This is a genomic window from Stenotrophomonas aracearum (assembly GCF_031834615.1).
Classification (GTDB): Bacteria; Pseudomonadota; Gammaproteobacteria; order Xanthomonadales; family Xanthomonadaceae; genus Stenotrophomonas; species Stenotrophomonas aracearum.
Genome location: NZ_CP115543.1, coordinates 3,674,120 through 3,694,032, shown reverse-complemented (window position 1 = coordinate 3,694,032; position 19,913 = coordinate 3,674,120). Strand labels below are relative to the sequence as shown.

The 19,913-nt window shown below is 67.1% G+C and carries 20 protein-coding genes; 15 read left to right on the top strand and 5 right to left on the bottom strand.

Annotated elements, in window-relative coordinates; translation table 11 throughout:
• Window positions 1–4 precede the first annotated feature (4 nt).
• Together PDM28_RS16650 and PDM28_RS16645 are read right to left on the bottom strand one after the other, a co-directional pair.
• Window positions 5–199 carry a hypothetical protein gene (locus tag PDM28_RS16650; RefSeq protein WP_102945960.1) on the bottom strand — a complete coding sequence of 65 codons (195 nt, stop codon included), beginning with the start codon at window positions 197–199 and terminating at the stop codon, window positions 5–7.
• On the bottom strand, window positions 199–861 hold the full coding sequence (locus tag PDM28_RS16645) for a TetR/AcrR family transcriptional regulator (protein WP_311182894.1): 663 nt from the start codon (window positions 859–861) through the stop codon (window positions 199–201). The genes PDM28_RS16650 and PDM28_RS16645 overlap by 1 nt, the downstream gene beginning before the upstream one ends.
• Before the next feature lie 128 nt (window positions 862–989).
• On the opposite strand from PDM28_RS16645, the gene PDM28_RS16640 reads away from it, so the two are divergent.
• Together PDM28_RS16640 and PDM28_RS16635 are read left to right on the top strand one after the other, a co-directional pair.
• A complete protein-coding gene (locus tag PDM28_RS16640; RefSeq protein WP_311182893.1) occupies window positions 990–3,296 on the top strand; it encodes a TonB-dependent receptor in 2,307 nt (768 codons plus the stop codon).
• A 15-nt stretch (window positions 3,297–3,311) separates the two neighbouring features.
• Window positions 3,312–4,220 (top strand): tyrosine-protein phosphatase, encoded by a 909-nt coding sequence (locus PDM28_RS16635; RefSeq protein WP_311182892.1) that lies wholly within the window; start codon window positions 3,312–3,314, stop codon window positions 4,218–4,220.
• A gap of 28 nt (window positions 4,221–4,248) precedes the next feature.
• Here the strand turns inward: PDM28_RS16635 and PDM28_RS16630 are convergent, their stop codons facing one another.
• Genes PDM28_RS16630 through PDM28_RS16620 form a run of 3 tightly spaced genes read right to left on the bottom strand, consistent with a single transcriptional unit; the run spans window position 4,249 to window position 9,054 of the window.
• Window positions 4,249–6,354, bottom strand: coding sequence for a response regulator (locus PDM28_RS16630; RefSeq protein ID WP_311182891.1), 2,106 nt, complete (start codon window positions 6,352–6,354; stop codon window positions 4,249–4,251).
• Complete coding sequence (locus PDM28_RS16625; RefSeq protein WP_311182890.1) at window positions 6,347–6,820, bottom strand: response regulator; 474 nt, start codon at window positions 6,818–6,820, stop codon at window positions 6,347–6,349. Before PDM28_RS16625 ends, PDM28_RS16630 begins: the two co-directional genes overlap by 8 nt.
• Window positions 6,817–9,054 (bottom strand): ATP-binding protein, encoded by a 2,238-nt coding sequence (locus PDM28_RS16620; protein ID WP_311182889.1) that lies wholly within the window; start codon window positions 9,052–9,054, stop codon window positions 6,817–6,819. Before PDM28_RS16620 ends, PDM28_RS16625 begins: the two co-directional genes overlap by 4 nt.
• A 172-nt stretch (window positions 9,055–9,226) precedes the next feature.
• Between PDM28_RS16620 and PDM28_RS16615 the strand changes: the two genes are divergently transcribed.
• The 13 genes from PDM28_RS16615 to PDM28_RS16555 all read left to right on the top strand — a co-directional run bounded on the left by PDM28_RS16615 (window position 9,227) and on the right by PDM28_RS16555 (window position 19,873).
• Window positions 9,227–10,189 carry an acyl-CoA dehydrogenase family protein gene (locus PDM28_RS16615; RefSeq protein WP_311182888.1) on the top strand — a complete coding sequence of 321 codons (963 nt, stop codon included), beginning with the start codon at window positions 9,227–9,229 and terminating at the stop codon, window positions 10,187–10,189.
• Window positions 10,177–10,935: a PIG-L deacetylase family protein gene (locus tag PDM28_RS16610; RefSeq protein WP_311182887.1), complete on the top strand. Its 759-nt coding sequence runs from the start codon at window positions 10,177–10,179 to the stop codon at window positions 10,933–10,935. The genes PDM28_RS16615 and PDM28_RS16610 overlap by 13 nt, the downstream gene beginning before the upstream one ends.
• Window positions 10,932–11,519, top strand: a complete 588-nt coding sequence (locus PDM28_RS16605; RefSeq protein ID WP_311182886.1) for a methyltransferase — start codon at window positions 10,932–10,934, stop codon at window positions 11,517–11,519. The genes PDM28_RS16610 and PDM28_RS16605 overlap by 4 nt, the downstream gene beginning before the upstream one ends.
• The gene (locus PDM28_RS16600; protein ID WP_311182885.1) at window positions 11,516–12,217 is read left to right on the top strand and encodes a glycosyltransferase family 2 protein; all 702 of its coding nucleotides are present in this window, start codon (window positions 11,516–11,518) and stop codon (window positions 12,215–12,217) included. Before PDM28_RS16605 ends, PDM28_RS16600 begins: the two co-directional genes overlap by 4 nt.
• Window positions 12,217–12,504, top strand: a complete 288-nt coding sequence (locus tag PDM28_RS16595; RefSeq protein WP_311182884.1) for a PQ-loop repeat-containing protein — start codon at window positions 12,217–12,219, stop codon at window positions 12,502–12,504. The genes PDM28_RS16600 and PDM28_RS16595 overlap by 1 nt, the downstream gene beginning before the upstream one ends.
• Window positions 12,505–12,659: 155 nt before the next feature.
• Window positions 12,660–13,514 (top strand): STAS domain-containing protein, encoded by an 855-nt coding sequence (locus PDM28_RS16590; RefSeq protein ID WP_311182883.1) that lies wholly within the window; start codon window positions 12,660–12,662, stop codon window positions 13,512–13,514.
• Window position 13,515: 1 nt separating this feature from the next.
• Window positions 13,516–13,881: an STAS domain-containing protein gene (locus PDM28_RS16585; RefSeq protein ID WP_311182882.1), complete on the top strand. Its 366-nt coding sequence runs from the start codon at window positions 13,516–13,518 to the stop codon at window positions 13,879–13,881.
• Window positions 13,878–14,279 carry an anti-sigma regulatory factor gene (locus PDM28_RS16580; protein ID WP_102945949.1) on the top strand — a complete coding sequence of 134 codons (402 nt, stop codon included), beginning with the start codon at window positions 13,878–13,880 and terminating at the stop codon, window positions 14,277–14,279. The genes PDM28_RS16585 and PDM28_RS16580 overlap by 4 nt, the downstream gene beginning before the upstream one ends.
• Window positions 14,270–15,286 carry an ATP-binding protein gene (locus tag PDM28_RS16575; protein ID WP_311182881.1) on the top strand — a complete coding sequence of 339 codons (1,017 nt, stop codon included), beginning with the start codon at window positions 14,270–14,272 and terminating at the stop codon, window positions 15,284–15,286. The genes PDM28_RS16580 and PDM28_RS16575 overlap by 10 nt, the downstream gene beginning before the upstream one ends.
• Window positions 15,283–16,146, top strand: a complete 864-nt coding sequence (locus tag PDM28_RS16570) for a sensor histidine kinase (protein ID WP_311182880.1) — start codon at window positions 15,283–15,285, stop codon at window positions 16,144–16,146. Before PDM28_RS16575 ends, PDM28_RS16570 begins: the two co-directional genes overlap by 4 nt.
• Window positions 16,133–18,064, top strand: coding sequence for a response regulator (locus tag PDM28_RS16565; protein ID WP_311182879.1), 1,932 nt, complete (start codon window positions 16,133–16,135; stop codon window positions 18,062–18,064). Before PDM28_RS16570 ends, PDM28_RS16565 begins: the two co-directional genes overlap by 14 nt.
• Window positions 18,065–18,103: 39 nt before the next feature.
• Window positions 18,104–19,579, top strand: coding sequence for a SulP family inorganic anion transporter (locus PDM28_RS16560; protein ID WP_311182878.1), 1,476 nt, complete (start codon window positions 18,104–18,106; stop codon window positions 19,577–19,579).
• A gap of 114 nt (window positions 19,580–19,693) precedes the next feature.
• Complete coding sequence (locus tag PDM28_RS16555; protein ID WP_311182877.1) at window positions 19,694–19,873, top strand: hypothetical protein; 180 nt, start codon at window positions 19,694–19,696, stop codon at window positions 19,871–19,873.
• Window positions 19,874–19,913 lie beyond the last annotated feature (40 nt).

The window sequence follows — 19,913 nt, the reverse complement described above, 5'->3', positions numbered from 1 at the left end:
AGTGCTAGGGCGCAGCGAGCGACGCCTGCAACGCCTTTGCCAACGCGGCATCACCGTTGACCAGGTCCGCCCAGCGCAGGTCCACGCCCTTGCGATGTCCTTTCAGCACCAGCTTCAGTCCTTCCGGATCCAGCGTCAGGGTGTAGGTCTCATCGCCGATCTGCACTTCGCGGCGCAGGGGTTTGTCGAGCGGCGTCATCATTCATCCCTCGCGGTTTTCGAATCCACAACCTTGGAAATTACCGGGCGCAGCAGTCCACGCACCTCGTCCGCAGAGAGGTCCGGGTCACGCACGGCGCGCATGGCAAGGCCTTCCACGGTAATGCGGAACAGCAGCGTGCGTGCGCGCAGCGCCGCCTCGTCCACCGCCTTGCCGCGGGCCTGGTCATGCGCGCGCAGCCAGGCGCAGATGCCCTGGTTGGTGTGCTTGTCATGCCGACGCAGTACCTCGGCGACCATTGGATCGCGTTGCGCTTCGGCGGTTATTTCGGCGTACAGGGCAACGCTGGCGATGGCGGTGTCGTACCGGCTGATCGACTCGCCGCGTGCCCAGGTCTGGTAACAGGCGAGCAGCCCCTCGACCAGCTCGCTGGAAGGCGCCATCTGCCCGATCGAGCGCTGGTCGGCACCGAGCTGGCGTTCGATCAACGCCAGGATCATCGCGCGCTTGTTCTCGAAGTAGCGGTACATCAAGCCCTGGCTGATGCCGGCTTCGGCGGCGATGCCGCTCACCGATGCGGCATGGAAGCCGTGGGCGACGAAGCAGCGCTGGGCAGCATCGAGGATGCGCTGGCGCTGCGCGTCTGCGCGCGCGGCCGCCGCGTTCGCGGTCGGGGCGGGGGAAGTGTCGGGAGGCGTCATTGTCGGTCTGCGTGGTCGTCCATGCCGATAGGGTAGTGCATTGGAAATGAGAATGAACGGTCATTCATTTGTCATGGAGGCTGCGCAGACTGCGCCGGCTTGCCCACCCTTCACGCGACCGGAACCCCATGCGTCCTTCCCTTTCCCGTGTTGCCCTGCGCCCGCAGGTGCTTGCCCTCGCGATCGCCGCGCTGCTGCCCTCGCTGGCCTTTGCCGACTCGATCCTTCCCGCTGACACGGCCGCCGATGCGGCCGCCAACGCAACCGCTGACGTGGTCGCGCTGGACCAGGTGGTGGTCACCGCGCAGAAGCGCGCCACCAACCTGCAGCAGACGCCGATCTCGGTCAGCGTGGTCGACGCCGGCATGCTCAAGGACCGCAGCGCGATCTCGCTCGGCAGTTTCGCCGACGGTGCGATCCCCTCGCTGCGGGTCACCCCGTTCGCCACGCGCAGTTCGGCGCTGAACATCGGCATCCGCGGCATCGGCGCTTCCGGCGACGCCAACCAGCCGGCGCGCGACGCGGGTGTGGGTATTTACGTGGACGGTGTTTTCCTTGGCCGCTCGCAGGGCCTGGGCACCATGCTCTACGACGTAGAGCGCATTGAAGTGCTGAAAGGGCCGCAGGGCACGCTGTTCGGACGCAACACCGAGGGCGGTGCGGTGAGCATCGTGACCAAGGCGCCTACGGGTGAGTTCGGCGGCACCGTCACTGCAGGCGTCGCCAACTACAGCGGTTACAACAGCGCGCTGCACCTGGACCTGCCCAAGGTGGGCGATGTCAGCGTCAAGATCGATGCCGTGCAGGCCAAGCGCGGCGGCACCACCGACAACCCGATGCGCAGCGAGCAGGATTTCAACAGCTACGACAAGCGCGGTGCGCGGGTCAGCGCGCTGTGGGAGCCGAGCGACACCTTCTCCGCGCTGTACGCCTTCGACCGTTCCTACGACGCCACCACGCCGTACCACACCCAGGTGCTGGTGGCCGGCCCGTACCTGAGCCCGCTGCAGAAGGCCGGCGCCAGCGAGGACCGCCGCGACAGCGCGATCCTGGGCGGCCCGCAGGAAGACAACATCGGGCGCACCAGCGGTCATCTGCTCAACATGGGCTGGACGCTCAGCGAGAATCTGGAACTGAAGTCGATCAGCTCCTACCGCGAGCTGGAGCAGGGCCAGTTCGACATGGGCCTGGTCGATGCGATCTCCGCCTATGGCGGTGCCAACACGCCGTTCGGCCGCTACAGCCTGGCGCAGGTATACCAGCACCAGTACAGCCAGGAATTCCAGCTGATCGGCGAGACCTCACAGGTCCAGTACCTGGTGGGCGCGTTCTACTACCACGAGACCGCAGGCGACAACGCGCAGACCCCGAACATGCTGCTGTGGGGCCCGGGTGGCAACAGCTACACGCTCAATCCGGCCACCAACCCGCTCAACCTGGCCAACGTGCGCATCGACCGCGCCAGCAAAGCATGGACCGACAGCCTTGGCATCTTCGGCCAGGCCACCTGGACCCCGGCCGCGCTGGAAAACCTGCACCTCACCGCCGGTGGCCGCTACACCCGCGATGAGAAGAACGGCAGCCTGTACACCGTCAACGGCCTGGCCACGGACCTGACCTTCGACGATGCCTGGGGTCGCTTCGACCCGATGGTCAACGTGGCCTACGACGTAGGCGACAACGCGATGGTCTACGCCAAGTACAGCACCGGGTTCAAGGCGGGTGGCGCGAACTCGCGCTCGACCACCTACACGGCGTTCGATCCCGAAGAAGTGACTGCCTTCGAGCTGGGCTTCAAATCGCAGTTCTGGGACAACCGTGCGCGCTTCAACCTGGCGCTGTTCGATTCGAAGATCGAGCACAAGCAGATGGACTTCACCCTGCCGTTCGACCCGAACAGCGGTGAAACCCGCACCACCATGGTGACCACCAACGCCAACGGCAGCACCAAGTCGCGCGGCGCGGAGCTGGAATTCAGCATCATGCCGGTGGACAACCTCACCCTGGCCTTCACCCACGCGTACACGGACATCGATTCGCTGACCACCCAGGATCCATTTGGCGCCGGCGTCGAGGTTACGGTGCAGCCGCTGCTGGCGCCGAAGCATGCCAGCAGCCTGGCGATGGATTACTGGGTGCCGTTCGCCAACAACGCAGCGCTCAAGTTCCACCTGGACGGCAACTGGTCGGACGGCTACTACACCAGCGAGTACGACCAGGAGCTCACCGACAGCTCGTTCGTGGTGAACGGACGCGTCGCACTGGTCGACATGCCGCTGAATGCCACTGGCGCAACGCTGGATGTTTCGCTGTGGGCGCGCAACCTGCTCGATGAAGAGCACCTGTTCTACAAGCTCAACAATGCCGCGCTGGGCCAGTCCGGCATCTTCAATGACCCGCGTACCTACGGCCTGGAACTGGCCGTGCACTTCTGATCCCGGAGCCTACCGATGAATGTATTGAACCCACTGTCCCTGAGCATGGCCATCGCCTTGACCCTGACCCCGTGGATCGTCACGGCCAGCCCGCAGGCGGCCGCCAGGGCCGTTGCACCGCAGGTGGCCACCCCGGCAGCGTCGAACGTCACGCCGGTCGCCGATGACGCGCAGCGCGTGCTGGCGCTGGAAGGTGCCTGGAATGTACGAACCTTCGCTGGCCTGCAGGGCCGCAACGGCCCGATTCCGGCAACGGCCTTCGTGCGTACCGCCGACCTCAGCCGCCTGACCGCTGCCGACCGCGACAGGCTGGCCGCCGCTGGAGTCAAACTGGACATCGACCTGCGCACCGGCGACGAACTGCAGCAGTCCCCGGACGTGCTGGCCAACGATGCCCGCTTCGACTACCAGCGCATCTCGCTGATGGGCACCGAGAAGATGGACCTGCAGAAGATGATGACCAGCTTCCCGGATTCGCTGGGCGCGGCCTACGTGCAGTGGCTGGGCAGCAACCAGCCGCAGTTCCGCGACGTGTTCCAGCGCATCGCCGCGCAGCAGGACGGTGCCGTGCTGTACCACTGCACCGCCGGCAAGGACCGCACCGGGATCATCTCCGGCATCCTGCTCGACCTGGCCGGCGTGCCGCGCGCGGACATCGTGCACAACTATGCGATCTCCGCCCACTACCTGGAAGGCCAGCCCAAGGACAGCGCGATGAACGTGCAGATGATGGCGCTGATCAAGCAGCACCCGGAGATCGCGCGGAAGATGGCCGGCATGGGCGGCACCGCACCGGAGAACATGGAGATGTTCCTGGACGCGCTGCACGCGCAGTACGGCGGCGCGGCGGGTTACCTCAAGGCGGTGGGCCTGAGCGAGGAAGAAATCCACGCCCTGCAGGTCCGGCTGGGCCAGGCGGGCTGATACCCGCCAGGATGCAGGCGAAGCCGCCCTAGGCGGCGGCTTCGTCCTTCAGCGAGCCCCTGATCGCGCCGGCCAGGTCGGTGCGGGTGAACGGTTTGGCCAGGATCGGAATGCTGCGCCCCACCGTGCCACTGGCGTCGATGTCGCGTGGATAGCCGGAGGTGAACAGCACGCGCAGCGCCGGCTTGTGCGACAACGCGCGCTTGGCCAGCTCCCAGCCGGACATGCCCGGCATCACGATGTCCGAGAACAGCAGGTCCACGCTGACGTCGGTACGTTCCAGCAGTCGCATCGCCGAAGGGCCGTCGTGCGCTTCGAGCACGCGGTAGCCGAGCTGGCGCAGGGTGTCCACGGTATAGGCGCGTACGTCGTCGTTGTCTTCGGCGACCAGTACGGTGGCTTCGTCCTGCATCTCATAGCCGCCCAGCCCGCGTTGCTCGGTCTGTCCAGTCTGTGGCAGCTCGGCGTCGGAGCGTGGGAACAGCAGCGTGATCGCGGTGCCGCTGCCCGGCGCAGAGTCGACCAGCACGTGGCCGCCGGATTGCTTGACGAAGCCGTACACCATCGACAGGCCAAGACCGGTGCCACGCCCGACCTCCTTGGTGGTGAAGAACGGCTCGAACACCCGTGTGAGGGTTTCGGCGGACATGCCGTGGCCGGTGTCGCGGACCCGCAGCATGGTGTAACGGCCGGGCGGTACGTCGGGGTTCTGTGCGGTGAAGTCGTCATCCAGGTGGGCGTTGTCCACCTCGATGACCAGGCGGCCGCCGTCGGGCATCGCGTCGCGTGCGTTGACCGCCAGGTTGAGCACCGAGGCTTCAAGCTGGCTGGGGTCGACCTCCACGCACCAGATGTCCGGGTGGTGCACCATTTCCAGCTGCACCAGCTCGCCCAGCGAGCGGTGCAGCATGTCTTCCATGTCGCGCACCTGCGCGTTGAGGTCCACCGGCATGTTGCGCAGCGGCTGCCGGCGCGAGAACGCAAGCAGGCGCTGGGTCACGTTGGCCGCGCGCATCACGCCCTTGAGCGCGTTGTCCAGGGCGCGTGCCGAGCCACCGGCGGCATCGCCCAGGCGGTCGGTGAGCAGCTTGGCGTACTCCACGTTGCCGGCGATGACGGTCAGGATGTTGTTGAAGTCGTGCGCGATGCCGCCGGTAAGCTGGCCGACCGCTTCGATCTTCTGGCTCTGGCGCAGCGCCTCTTCGGCCTGCCGGCGGGCGGTGGTTTCGACCGCTTCGGCGACCACGGCGGTCACGCTGCCCTGATGGTCGTACAGCGGCCGGAACGAGAATTCGAAACTGCGCTTGCCGGTGGGCAGGCGCAGGTCCAGCTCGTGCCGCGAGGCGGTGCCGGCGGCGGCGTCGTGCACCGCACCTGACACGATCACCGGCACGCCGTCGGTATCGGCGAACCAGGCCGACTCGCAGTAGACCGCGTCGCGCACGTCCTCCTTGCCGGCCAGGATCGCGTCCAGCGCGGCGGAATTGGTGTCGATGATGCGGCCGTCCAGGGTCAACAGGATCTGGTGCTGGAAGCTGGACTCGAACAGCGCCTGCAGCCGGCTTTCGCTGCGGTGCAGGGCCGAGGTGCGTTCGCTGACCTGGCGCTCCAGCGATTCATTGCTGGCGGTCAACTGGGCCTGCGCCTGCTTGAGTTCGCCGATGTCGCGGGCCATGGCGTACATATGCAGTCGCTGCTGGCTGTCGCGCAGGTCGCTTTCCACCCGCTGCAGATGGCGTCGCTCCTGCGCTTCCTTGATCGCGCGCAACACCGCGTCCGGCAGCCGCTGCAGGCGCGCCTTGACCACGTAGTCGCGCGCACCACGCTTCAACGCCTCGACCGCCAGTTCTTCGGTCAGGGTGCCGGAAACGAAGATGAAGGGAACCTCAGGTGCCAGCTCGCAGGCCAGCACCAAGGCGGCGTCGCCGCTGAACCCGGGCAGCACGTGGTCGGCCAGGATCACGTCGAAGGCATCGGTGGCCAACGCATCGCGCATGCCTGCTTCCGACCAGGTGCGTTCAGCGGTGAACGCGATACCGGCGCGCCGCAGCTGCAGCGTTATCAATTCTGCATCGAGCGCGCTGTCCTCAACCATGAGGATGCGGATCGAAGCGCCGTTCAACCTTTCAGACATCGGTGCGGCTCTTGGCGCCGAACAACGTGCCGTGCGGCGGGGGCTGGTTGGTGATGCCCCAGAACATGCCCAGGCCCTGGATGGCTTCCAGGAATTCCTTGAAGTCCACCGGCTTGACCACGAAGGCGTTCACGCCCAGCTCGTAGCTGCTGACCAGGTCCGATTCCTCGCGCGAGGAGGTGAGCATCACCACCGGGGTGCTGCTGATCGAGGCATCGGTGCGGATCTCTTTCAACACTTCCAGTCCGTTGAGCTTGGGAAGCTTCAGGTCCAGCAACACCACCACCGGACCGCCGTGCTGCGCATCCGCGTAGCGTCCCTCGGCGCGCAGGTATTCCAGCGCCTCGACACCGTCCCGCACGTGGGTGACATCGTTCAGGAGCTGGCAACGGGCCAAGGCGGCCATCGTCAGCTCAGCGTCCTTCGGATTGTCTTCCACGAGCAGAATCGGCCGCAGATCTCTCATAGGTTGTCTCCAGTAACAAAGGGAATGGTGAAGAAGAAGGTGGCACCTTCGCCGACCCGGCCATCGGCCCAGGTGCGCCCGCCGTGGCGGGTGATGATGCGGTGCACGTTGGCCAGGCCAATGCCGGTACCTTCGTACTCGTCCGCATGGTGCAGGCGCTGGAACACCCCGAACAGCTTGTCGACATAGCGCATGTCGAAACCGCAGCCGTTGTCCTTCACGTAGAACACGTCTTCGGTGTCGCCACGCTCATGGCCCACTTCAATGGTGGGCTGGGCGCTGTCGCGGGTGAACTTGATCGCGTTGGACAGCAGGTTCTGCCAGACCAGGCGGAGCATGCCCGGGTCTGCCTGAACACGGGGCAGATGCGGTATCTGCCAGCGGATCGAGCGCCCGGCGTACTCCATATCCAGCTTGTGCCGCACATCTTCGACCAGGGCGGTCATGTCCATTGAGATCTGACCCATCGTGGACCTGCCCATCTGCGAGAAGCTGAGCAGGTCGTCCACCAGCGTTCCAGCCGATTGTGCGGACTCGACGATGGTATCCAGAAATCTCTTCTCTGAATCATTCAGCCTCTCCGCCGCCGAGGCCCAGAGCAGTTCCGAGTAGCCGACGATGTGGCGGAAGGGCGCACGCAGGTCGTGGCTGACCGAATACGAGAACGCTTCCAGCTCCTTGTTGCTGCGCAGGAGCTGTTCGTTCAGCGCGGCCATTTCCTCGGCCTTGCGCAGCACGATGTCGACGATGGCGGTGCGCAGTTCCAGCGCGGCATCGCGGTCGACGTCGTCCCACGGCAGCGACTGCCGCTGCACGGTTTCCTTCCAGCCTTCGAACGAAGTGCGTGGCGACAGTGGCAGGCCGGTCTCTTCCTTGCGCGGGTCACCGCCCCAGCGTACGGTGCGGACCACTTCCGGGCGGAACCACAGTACGAAGCTGTCGTGGATCTGCGAAATTGAAATGGCCAGCACGCCGCTGGCGACGTCGGCGAAGGCTTCGGCAGGTTTCCAGAGCTGCGGCAGCCGGTCGGTGCAATACAGGTCGCCTTCGTGCTGCTGCACGCTCAGCCACTGCACCAGCTCCAGCACCTGCGAGCGGTTGGGGCATTCGCCATGCAGCAGGCATTCGCCCCGGTGCACGATGGCGGCACCGGCGGACTGCGTCAGTGCCAGCAGGTTGTGCTGGTCGCGGCCGAGCGCGGCCATGAAGTCGGTGTCGCCCGCCATGCGCCCCAGCAGCCGCACCTGGATGGCGCGACGTGCGATGCGTGCCTCGACGACGGCGGCACGTTCCTTCAGGGATATCTGCAGCGACAGGATCTGCCCGATGAACTCGCAGGCCGTGCGCACGTGGTAAGGCACGCGCTTGGGCTGCGCGTTGTGGCAGGAGATCAACCCCCACAACTCGCCTTCGCGCAGCAGCGAGACCGACATCGAGGCGCCGGTGGCCATATTGCGCATGTACTGCAGGTGCACCGGGGACACACTGCGCAGCATCGCCGGGCTCAGGTCGGTCGGCCCCGGACCGGCGTGGCCGGCGCTGCGGACCAGCGGCACCGGTTGGTAGTTGCTGTCGGCAATAAGGCGCACGCGGTTCTGCCGGTACAGTGCACGCGCCTGGGCCGGAATGTCGGATTCGGGGAAGCGCAGGTCCAGGTAGCTCGGCAGCACGCCGTTGCCGTCCTCGGCCACCACTGCGCCGTTCCAGTCCTTGTCGAACTGGTAGACCAGGGTGCGGTCGAAACCGGTCAGCTCGCGGATCTGCACCGACGCCAGCTCGCACAGTTCGCGCGTGGTCTCGACCCGCTCGATCGCTTCCATGAAGCGGCGGATCGCCGGGTACAGGTCTTCCAGCGAACCGGGCTCGCCGGGCACCGGTGCTTCCAGTTCGACGATGAGGTCATCGCCGAGCCGGTGGGCCAGCGTGTGGTGGCCGTCATGGGGACCGATGGCATGCGCGCCCAGGAACTGCGTGGTGCCCGGCTTGATGGTTTCCAGCGCCGGCCTGCACCTGGCAAGGGCGCCTCCGAATACGTCGTCGATGGGGTGGCCCAGCGGATCGCCGAACGTGCCGAGCAGGTCAGCCTGCGCGATGGCACGTTCCTTTACGATCAGGGTCTGCGGATCCAGGACAAGGATCAGGCCGTACGGTTGGATGGCGCCTGGCGTGCGGATCGGTTCTTGGGCGCAGCTGGACACATCCAGCGCGCGGTCACTCACATTCCAGGACGACATTCGTTCAACCCCCACCGGGTACCGTGATCAGGAAGCCACCCCATAGCTTCGCATATCGGCACCGTCAGCCCCGTGAGGAGCCGGGTGTTTCAACGCAGCTTCCGCGCGCACTGCACGGTATCCACACACCCCGGTCACTGATCCGAGACGGGAGGCAGGGTATCCCTTTGCCATGGACAGGCTCTCCGACCACGCTGCCCCCGCACTTGAAGCCGCCGCGCGGGAGGTATTGAACCGGCAGCCCTCGCTGCCACTGCCCGGTCGGGGCCACACACTGGAGCGCTGGCGCCTGCTGGCCGCATTGGCCGCGCGCGACCTGTGCATCGCCAAAGTGCTGGAAGCGCACTTCGACGCGCAGGCGATCCTGGCGGACCTGCATGCCACCTTGCTGGGTGAGGGCACCCTGGCGGCGGTCTGGGCTGCCGAGGGGCCGCAGGCCACGCTTCGTTTCGACGATGAAACCGGGACGGTCAGCGGCAGCAAGCCCTGGTGTTCGGGGGCGGGGCTGGTGGACGTGGCACTGGTGACGGCGCGCCATGGCGAGGGCTCGCGGCTGGTGTGCATCCGGACCGATGCGCCGGGTGTGCTGCTGCAGCCGCAGACCTGGCATGCCACCGGCATGGGCGGGATTCCCAGCGGCACCGTGCAGTTCGACCAGGTGCATGCCGAACCGGTCGGTGCGCCGGGCGCGTACCTGGCGCGGCCGGGCTTCTGGCACGGCGGCGCCGGGATTGCCGCGTGCTGGTACGGGGCTGCTGTGGCACTGGCGTCGCCACTCCAGCGCTCGCCGCGGGTGGATGGCGACGCCCAGGCAGCCGCGCTGCTCGGCGAGGTCGACATGGCCCTGCAGTCCTCCGCCGCGTTGCTGCGTGAGCTTGCCGCGTGGATCGATGCGATGCCTGCGCGGTCCCACCAGACCGACGTGATCCGCGTGCGCAGCGTGGTCGAGCGCACCTGCACGCGGGTACTGGACGCGGTGGGTCGCGCGCTGGGGCCGGCGCCGATGTGCCTGGATCCGGAGCATGCCCAGCGCTGGTCCGACCTCACGGTGTTCATCCGACAGAGCCATGCGGATCGGGACTGGGCGGAACTGGGCAGGGCGGTCCAGCGCCAGGAGGATCCGTGGACGCTGTAACGGTGCGTATCGAGGGCCGGGGCACGCCCGAGTCCGCGTGGCAGACCTGCGCGTGGCTGGAGGCGCTGCCATCGGTGCGGGCCGACACCGTACTGCTCGGCGCGCGTCGCCTGATCGTGGTCTCCCCGCATCCGGATGACGAAGTGCTGGCCTGCGGTGGCCTGATGCAGGCGGCGCTGGCCGAAGGCTGCAACGTGCAGGTGGTGTCGGTTACCGACGGCGAAGCCTGCTATCCCGATCACCCACGCTGGTCGCACTCCCGGCTTCGCGATGCCCGCAGGCGCGAGCTGGCCAGCGCGATGCAGGCACTGGGCATGGACGCGACGCATGTCAGTGCGCTCGGCATTCCCGATGGCGCGGTTGCACGGCATGAACCCGACCTCGCCGCGCACCTGGCCGGACGCCTGCTGCCGGGCGACGTGGTGGTCGCGCCATGGGTCCAGGACGCGCACCCGGATCACGAGGCCGTGGGGCGGGCGGCGGCAGCAGCGGCGCTCAGCTGCGGCGCACGCGTGCTGCAGTACCCGGTCTGGGCCTGGCATTGGCTGGACCCGTCGGCGGAATCAGGGCCGTGGCCGAGCGCGCAGCGCGTTGCCCTGTGCGCCGACGCGCAGGCGCGCAAGCAACGGGCGATATCGGCCTTTGCCACGCAGACCGGCGCCGTGGGCGACCTGGAGTGCGAGCCGATCCTGCCCGAATACGTTCTGGCGCGGTTCCACCGCCCTTATGAGGTACTGATCGGATGAGCGTCGCCGAATACTTCGAGCAGATCTACCGGGAGCCGGACCCGTTCCAGTACCGCAACAGGTGGTACGAGGCGCGCAAGCGGGCGCTGACCCTGGCCTGCCTGACCCGGCAGCGCTACCACAGCGGCTGGGAGCTCGGCTGTTCCAACGGAGTGCTCACGGCTGAGCTGGCAGGCCGCTGCGACGCACTGCTCGCCACCGACCTCAACGCGGCTGCCTTGGCGGACGCTGCGGCGACCACGTATGACCGGCCGAACGTGCGCCTGGCGCAGGCCCGTCATCCCGATCAATGGCCGGACGGCCGCTTCGACCTGATCGTGGTGAGCGAGGTGGGCTATTACCTGCCGCCGCAGGAAGTCGTCGAGATGGCGGCGAAGTTGCGGGCCAGTCTGACCGATGACGGGCTGCTGCTCGCCTGCCACTGGCTGCATCCCTTCGACGCGGCCCTGAGTTCGGCGCTGCAGGTGCACCGCGCCTTCGCGCGCGGGCTGGAAGAAGTGTTCTGCTACCAGGATGCCGACATGGTGCTGCAGGGCTGGGGCACCGGGCTCGCCAGCGTGGCGCAACAGGAAGGCCTGCGATGATCGGCGTGATCGTGCCGGCACACGATGAAGCGCAGTCCATCGGCCGCTGCCTTGCAGCCATTGCCACTGCGACTGCCGACCCCCAGCTGCACGGCGAGGAGGTCCTGGTCGTGGTGGCGCTGGATGCCTGCAGCGACGGGACGGGGGCGATCTGTGCGGCACACGGCGCGGCCACCGTAGCGGTCGATGCACGCTGCGTGGGCAGCGCGCGTGCGGCGGCGGCCACGTTCGCGCTGGCCCGCGGTGCGCGCTGGATCGCCAGCACCGACGCCGATAGCGTGGTGCCACCGGACTGGCTGTCGCGTCAGGTCAGCTGCGGTGCGGACGCGTTCTGCGGCGTGGTGGGGGTCGGGGACTGGCTGGACTATCCGGACCGGGTGCGCCGTGCATTCGCCGAACGGGAAGTGGCGCGGGACGGGCACCGGCATATCCACGGTGCCAACCTCGGCGTGAGTGCGCCGGCCTATGTGGCGGCGGGTGGTTTCGCGCAACTGCATACCGGCGAGGACGTGGCCCTGGTGGATGCCATCGCCCGCAGCGGCGCCCGCATCGCCTGGCTCGCCCGACCCGCAGTGGCTACCAGTGCGCGGCGGACCGCCCGTGCCGAGCACGGTTTCAGCAGTTTCCTGCGCGCGCTGGAACGTGAGGTGGTCGGCGCGGGGGCGGGCCTGCTGCCGTCGCGCATGGTGCCCGAGTGATGGAACAGCCTGCCGACCTGCTGGGCTGGGCCGCGACCGTGGTGCTGATCGCCACCCTGGCAAGGCAGATCTACAAGCAACACCGTGAGGCGTCGGCAGAAGGCGTGTCGACCTGGCTGTTTGTCGGGCAGATGACGGCCTCCATCCTCTTCATCATCTACAGCGCCTTGCTGGGCTCCACCGTATTCGTAGTGACCAACAGCCTGATCCTGCTCACTGCCATCGTTGGCCAGATACTTGCGGTGCGCAGGCGTCGCGAACAGTCGAACGGCTCGGACCCGCCCTGACTATGTGAATCAGTCAGTCTTGTGCACGCGCCTTTCACGCGGCATCGGGTGTCGTGATGGTGCCTCTACCTGAATTCATTTAAGCTCGGGGCCACTCGAGCCCTGACGCGACTTCGCGTTGGGGCTCTCTCACTTTCCCTGCAGGAACTACCCCCATGGCGGCATTGCAGCAGCGCACCATCGACCTTCTTCGCGGACACCAGGACGCGGTCCTGGCACAGTGGGCCGGGCAGCTGGCCGCCCAGGGCCAGGATGGCCGGATCGGCGCCCGCGAGCTGGAGAACCAGACCCGCGAATTCTGGCGCCTGTTCCAGGCCGCGTTGTCCACGGCCGGTGCCGGCGGGGTGGGCGGCAACGAATGGCAGGAGATCCGCCAGTTCCTCGAACAGCTCTCGCGCGATCGCGTATTGAAGGGGTTCAGTTCCTCGGAAACGGCCAGCTTCCTGTTCTCGCTCAAGCGCCCGCTGTTCGAGTTGATCCAGAACACCTTCACCGACGACGCAAAGACGCTGGGCGAGCAGCTGTGGGTGATCTCGGAGCTGATCGACGACCTGGGCCTGCACAGCGTCAAGGCGTTCCAGAAGACCCGTGAGGAAGTGATCCAGCGGCAGCAGGAAGAAATGCTGGAACTGTCGACCCCGGTGGTCAAGCTGTGGGAAGGTGTCCTCGCGCTGCCGATGATCGGCACGCTCGATTCCCAGCGCACTCAGGTGGTCATGGAGTCGCTGCTGCAGCGGATCGTCGAGACCGGCTCGGAGATCGCCATCATCGACATCACCGGCGTGCCCACCGTGGACACCCTGGTCGCCCAGCATCTGCTCAAGACGGTTACCGCCATCCGCCTGATGGGCGCCGACGCGATCATCAGCGGCGTACGTCCGCAGATCGCACAGACCATCGTGCACCTGGGCCTGGACCTGCAGGGCATCGTGACCAAGGCCAACCTGGCCGACGCGCTGGCGCTGGCGCTCAAGCGCACCGGCCAGGTGGTGACCAAGGCTGCCTACTGAAATGGACCGCATTCCTATCCTGCAGATGGGCGACCTGTTGCTGGTCACCATCCAGGTCGACATGCATGACCAGCTGGCGCTGACCCTGCAGGACGATCTGAGCGATCGCATCCAGCGGACCTCCGCGCGTGGCGTGCTGATTGATATTTCTGCCTTGGATATCGTCGACTCCTTCATCGGTCGCATGATTTCCACCATCTCCTCGCTGGCCCGGATCATGGATGCCACCACCGTGGTGGTAGGCATGCAGCCGGCGGTGGCGATCACCCTGGTGGAGCTCGGCCTGACACTTGCCGGCGTGCGCACCGCACTCAATGTCGAGCGTGGCATGGCGCTGTTGCAGCGCACCGACGAAGACGCCTCATGAGCGCGCCGAGTGGATCGTTGCCGATCTGCGTCGAACAGGACGTGGTACTGGCCCGCCAGGCGGTTCGCCAATTGGCCGTGGCCAACAGGATGAGCCTGATCAACCAGACCAAGCTGGTCACCGCCGCAAGCGAGCTGGCACGCAATGCCGTCATCTACGGTGGTGGCGGCAGCATGGAATGGTTCGTGGTGGAGAGCGGCGTTCGTCGCGGGCTGAAGCTGGTGTTCTCCGACAACGGTCCCGGCATCCCCGACGTGGCCCAGGCGCTCACCGACGGCTGGTCCTCTGGCAGCGGCATGGGTCTGGGTCTGTCCGGCTCGCGCAGGCTGGTGGACGAGTTCGACCTGGACAGCGCTCCGGGGAAGGGCACCCGCATTACCATCATCAAATGGATCTGAACTTCTCCGGTCGGGTCACCGAGGTCGTGGTGGTGGAAGAAGTCTCGCAGGTGGGCCAGGCACGCCGCGCGGCACAGTCGCTGGCCGATGCGATCGGCTTTGACGAGGTCGATGCCGGGCGCGTCGCGCTGGCCGCCACCGAGCTGGCCACCAACCTGATCAAGCACGCACGCGGCGGGCGGATGTACCTGTCCGTCGTGTGCGGTCGCGGCGGTGACGGTGTGGAGCTGCATACGCTCGATGCCGGCCCCGGCTTTTCCCTCGCCCAGTCGTTGCCGGATGGCTATTCCACCGGCGGTACCCAAGGCCAGGGACTGGGCGCGATCCAGCGCCAAGCCACCGTGCTGGATGCCTGGTCGGACGACAAGGGCAGCGTGATCCTGGCCCGCATCTACGCCAGCCGCGCCGCGCGTGACGTGGACGTGCCGTATGGCGCGCTGCGGCTGGCGATGCGGCACGAACTGGCCTGCGGCGATGCCTGGCACCTGCGCGCGGATGGACAGTCGGTCGCGTTGACCCTGATCGACGGACTGGGCCATGGCCTGTCCGCCTCCGATGCGGCCCAGGCCGGTGTTGCTGCCGTAGCCAGGCGCGGTGACGCCTCGCCCCCCGATGTGATTGCGGCCATGCACGCCGGCATGTCCGGCACCCGCGGGGGGGCTGCGGCGGTGGCCCGCGTGGACGTGGCCAATGGCGCCGTCCAGTTCGCCGGTATCGGCAACATTGCCGCCGCCCTGCATGAACCCACCAGCACCCGGGGCATGGCCTCCCACCCCGGGATCGTGGGGGTCCAGTTCCGCAAGGCACAACCATTCCATTTTCACGCGCCCGCAGGCACGCTGCTGCTCATGCACAGTGACGGACTGCAGGCCCGCTGGAACCTGCGCGACTACCCTGGATTGCTGCACCGCCACCCGGCCCTGATCGTGGCGGTCCTGCAGCGCGACTTTGATCGTGGTCGGGACGACACCGGCATCGTTGCCCTGCGGCTTGGAGACCTGCATTGAACGCCCCCACGACCGAACAGGAAGTCCAGCAGCTGCGCGAACAGGCCGATGCCCTGCGCGCGGAGCTGGAGGAGACCAACCAGGGCGTGCTGGCCCTGTACGCCGAGCTGGACCAGCAGGCCGAGCAGCTGCGCGAGGTGTCCGAGCTGAAGAGCCGGTTCCTTTCTTACATGAGCCATGAGTTCCGCACCCCGCTGGGCTCGATCCTGAGCATGACCCGCCTGCTGGAAGACGGCATGGACGGCCCGCTGACGGACGAGCAGCGCCGCCAGGTGCGCTTCATCAGCGGTTCGGCCGGCGAGCTGCGCGAGATGGTCGACGACCTGCTGGACCTGGCCAAGATCGAGGCCGGGCGCATCACCATTTCGCCGGCCTGGTTCGAACTGATGGACCTGTTCTCTGCGCTGCGCGGCATGTTCCGTCCGCTGATCGAGGGCAACCAGGTCGATCTGGTGTTCGAAGATCCGCCCGCATTGCCGATGCTCTACACCGACGACAAGAAGCTGGCGCAGATCCTGCGCAACTTCATTTCCAATGCGCTCAAGTTCACGCCGAACGGGCAGGTGATCGTCTCGGCGCAGCGGGTGGACACGCAATCGGTGTGTTTCAGCGTGCGTGATACCGGCATCGGCATCCCGCAGGACCTTCTACCGACGCTGTTCGAAGATTTCGTCCAGGTGGATACACCGCTGCAGAAGCGCCTGCGCGGCACCGGCCTGGGCCTGTCGCTGTGCAAGCGCTTCGCCGAACTGCTGGGCGGCACGGTGGGCGTGAGCAGCGAAGTGGGCGTGGGATCGAACTTCCATGTGACCCTGCCGATCAAGCTTGCCGCGGTGGAGGGCGCCGATGCCGACGCGTGACCGCATCCTGATCGTCGACGACAACGTGGCGACCCGCTATGCGGTGCGCCGCGTACTGGAGCACCACGGGTTCCGCGTGGATGAAGCCGGTACCGGTGGCGAGGGCCTGGCGCAGTTGAAGGCGCAGGAATTCGGCGCGCTGGTGCTGGACGTGAACCTGCCGGACATGAGCGGTTTCGACGTGGTGCGTGAGCTGCGCGCGGACCCGCGCCTGCAGCTGCTGCCCGTGGTCCACGTGTCGGCGGCGTCCATCGCCACCGGCGACCTGATCACCGGCCTCAATGCCGGCGCCGACGCCTACCTGATCCATCCGGTGGACCCGGACATCCTGCTCGCCACCCTGCGCAGCCTGCTTCGCGCGCGTCGCGCCGAGGACGCGCTGCGCGAGGCCGAAGCACGTTTCGCCGAGATTTTCCGCCAGGTCAGCACGCCGATCGGCGTGCTTGATGCCCGGCTCCACGTGCACGAATCCAACGATGCGTTCAAACGGCTGCTGGGAGACCACTTTGGCGCCGGCGACATCGAGTCGCTGCTCGATCACCAGGTAGGCCCGATGAGTGCGTTGAAGGTCGCCCTCGCGGAAGGCGAACGCTGGCAGGGCACGTTTGCCCTGCCGTTGCTGGGCAGCCGGCGCATGACCGAGTGGCGGGTCACGCCCTACAGCACGCCCGGCCTGGGCCTGGTGCTGGTCGAAGACATCACCGAGCGGCATGTGCGCGAGCTGGAGCAGCGCCAGGAACTGGAAAGCGCCAACAGCGAACTAGCCTTCCAGATCGCCAAGCGCGAGCGCACCGAAATGGAGCTGATGCAGGCGCAGAAGATGGATTCGCTGGGCCAGCTCACCGGCGGCATCGCGCACGACTTCAACAACCTGCTGACCACGATCATCTCCGGCCTGGACATGATCGAGATCGCCGCCAGCAGTGGCAAATGGGACAAGGCCAGCCGTTACGTCGACATTGCCACTGCCTCGGCGCACCGCGCCGCGGGGCTGACCCAGCGCATGCTGGCGTTTGCGCGCAAGCAGCCGCTGGACCCGCAGCCCTTCGACGTGATCGCCCGGATCCGGTCGCTGGAAGACATGCTGCGCCGTTCGATCGGCGAAAACATCGAACTAGAACTGGAGCTCGGAGGCGAACCGCTGGTGGCGGTGGCCGACGCCAACCAGTTCGAGAATGTCATGCTCAACCTGGTCATCAATGCGCGCGACGCATTGGCCGGGCAGGGGCTGATCCGGCTGCGCGCCGGCCGCGTGCACATCGAACGCGACCACGAGCTTTCCGCGGGCGATTACATCAGCGTCAAGGTGATCGACAACGGCAGTGGCATTCCGCTGGAGCTGCGGGGCAAGGTCTTCGAGCCCTTCTTCACCACCAAGCCGCAGGGCGAGGGTACCGGCCTGGGCCTGTCGATGACCTACGGTTTTGCCCGCCAGTCGGGGGGCAGCGCCCGGATCGCCAGCGAGCTGGGCGAAGGTACCGAGATCGAACTGCTGCTGCCTGAAGGTCGGGAGGCGGCCGCCGAAGCAGCGGCAACGCCGGCCCAGGTCCAACGTGGCCACGCCGAACGCATCCTGCTGGTGGACGACACCGATTCGGTGCGGATGATGGTGCGCGAGATGCTGGTGGAGTCCGGTTACCAGGTGGTCGAGGCCACCAACGCCCAGCAGGCGCTGCTGGAACTGCATTCCGACCGCGAGGTGCAGCTGCTGCTGTCCGATGTCGGGTTGCCCGGCATGAACGGCCGCGAGCTGGCCGACGCCGCACGCGCGCTGCGCCCGGCGCTGCCGGTGCTGTTCATCACCGGCTATACGGAGCGCGCGGCGGTGCGCGACGAGTTCCTGGGCGAGCGCATGTCACTGCTGCCCAAGCCGTTCAGCGTGCACGACCTGCTGCGCACCGTACGGGCCATGCTCTGACCGGTATGATGGCGCCCTTCTGGAATCGCCCTGACCCCCATGTCCGTTTCATACCCGCTGCGCCAGCAATGGCTCGGCAACATCCGCGGTGACCTGCTGTCCGGCACCGTGGTCGCGCTTGCGCTGATCCCCGAGGCGATCGCCTTTTCCATCATCGCCGGGGTCGACCCCAAGGTCGGCCTCTACGCCTCGTTCTGCATCGCGGTGGTCACCGCCATCGCCGGTGGCCGACCCGGCATGATCTCGGCCGCCACCGGCGCAATGGCACTGGTGATGGTCGATCTGGTCAAGGACCATGGCCTGCAGTACCTGCTGGCTGCGACGATCCTGGCCGGTCTTCTGCAGGTGGTGGCCGGCGCCTTGAAGCTCGGTGCGCTGATGCGCTTCGTCTCGCGCTCGGTCATCACCGGCTTCGTCAACGCCCTGGCCATCCTGATCTTCCTGGCGCAGATGCCGGAGCTGATCGGCCGCTCCTGGCAGGTCTGGGCGGTGTGCGCCGCCGGCCTGGCCATCATCTATCTGCTTCCCCGCATCACCCGGGCGGTGCCCTCGGCGCTGGTGGCCATCGTGGTGCTGACTGCGTTGTCGATCGGACTGCACTGGGACGTGCGCACGGTGGGCGACATGGGCGCGCTGCCCGACAGCCTGCCGGTGTTCCTGTTCCCGGACGTACCGCTGACCTGGGACACCCTGAAACTGCTGCTGCCGGTGTCGGCCACGCTGGCGGTGGTGGGCCTGCTCGAATCGATGATGACCGCCCAGATCGTCGAAGACATGACCGACACCCCCAGCCAGCGCAACCGCGAGTGCGCGGGGCAGGGCCTGGCCAACATCACTGCCGGGCTGTTCGGCGGCATGGGCGGCTGCGCGATGATCGGCCAGTCGGTGATCAACGTATCCTCCGGCGGGCGTGGCCGGCTGTCGTGCCTGTGGGCCGGGGTGCTCTTGCTGCTGCTGGTGGTGTACGGCGCGGAGTGGGTGCGGCAGATTCCAATGGCGGCGCTGGTCGCGGTGATGATCATGGTCAGCATCGGCACCTTCCACTGGCGCTCGTTCGCCGAATTCCGCCTGCACCCGAAGAGCTCCTCGGTGGTGATGGTGGCCACGGTGGTGGTCACTGTGGCCACCCATGACCTGGCCAAGGGCGTGCTGACCGGCGTGCTGCTCTCGGCGCTGTTCTTCGCGCGCAAGGTGGGCCGCCTGCTGGTGGTGACCGATGAGGTGGACGCCGACGGCGTGCGCACCTACCGGGTCAGCGGCCAGGTGTTCTTTGCCTCGGCCGGCCAGTTCGCCGAAAGCATCGATTACCAGCACGTCCCGGCGCGGGTGGTGATCGACCTGACCCACGCCCACTTCTGGGACCTGAGCGCGGTCGGGGCGCTGGACCGGGTCACGGCCAAGCTGCGTGCGCACGGTGCGCAGGTGGACGTGGTGGGGCTCAACGCGGCCAGCCAGACCCTGGTGGAGCGCCTGGGCCGGCCGCAGGCGGAGGGTGCCGCGCCGGGCGGGCACTGATCCGGGCGCCGTGCAGGCGGCGTCACACATTCGTCCATGAATTGATATAGGGTGCGCATTCCGCGCGGCACGGAGCCCTGCGGCGAACTGGAATGCACCGAGAAGAATCAGATCATGTCGAGCGTAATGATGTCCCCTGAGCGCCCCGAGGCCGGCCCGCGCATCCTGCCGTGCCCGGTTGCCACCCAGGCGCAGCACCTGTTGGCCCACCTGCAGTTTTCCCATGTCGGCCTGCGCGCCCTGGCGCAGCCGCAGGTGGCGCCCGACGTCGCCGTCGACGCTGCCACGGCCTGACCAGGCCCCTGGGGGGCTGATCTGCGCAATCGGGGGTCGG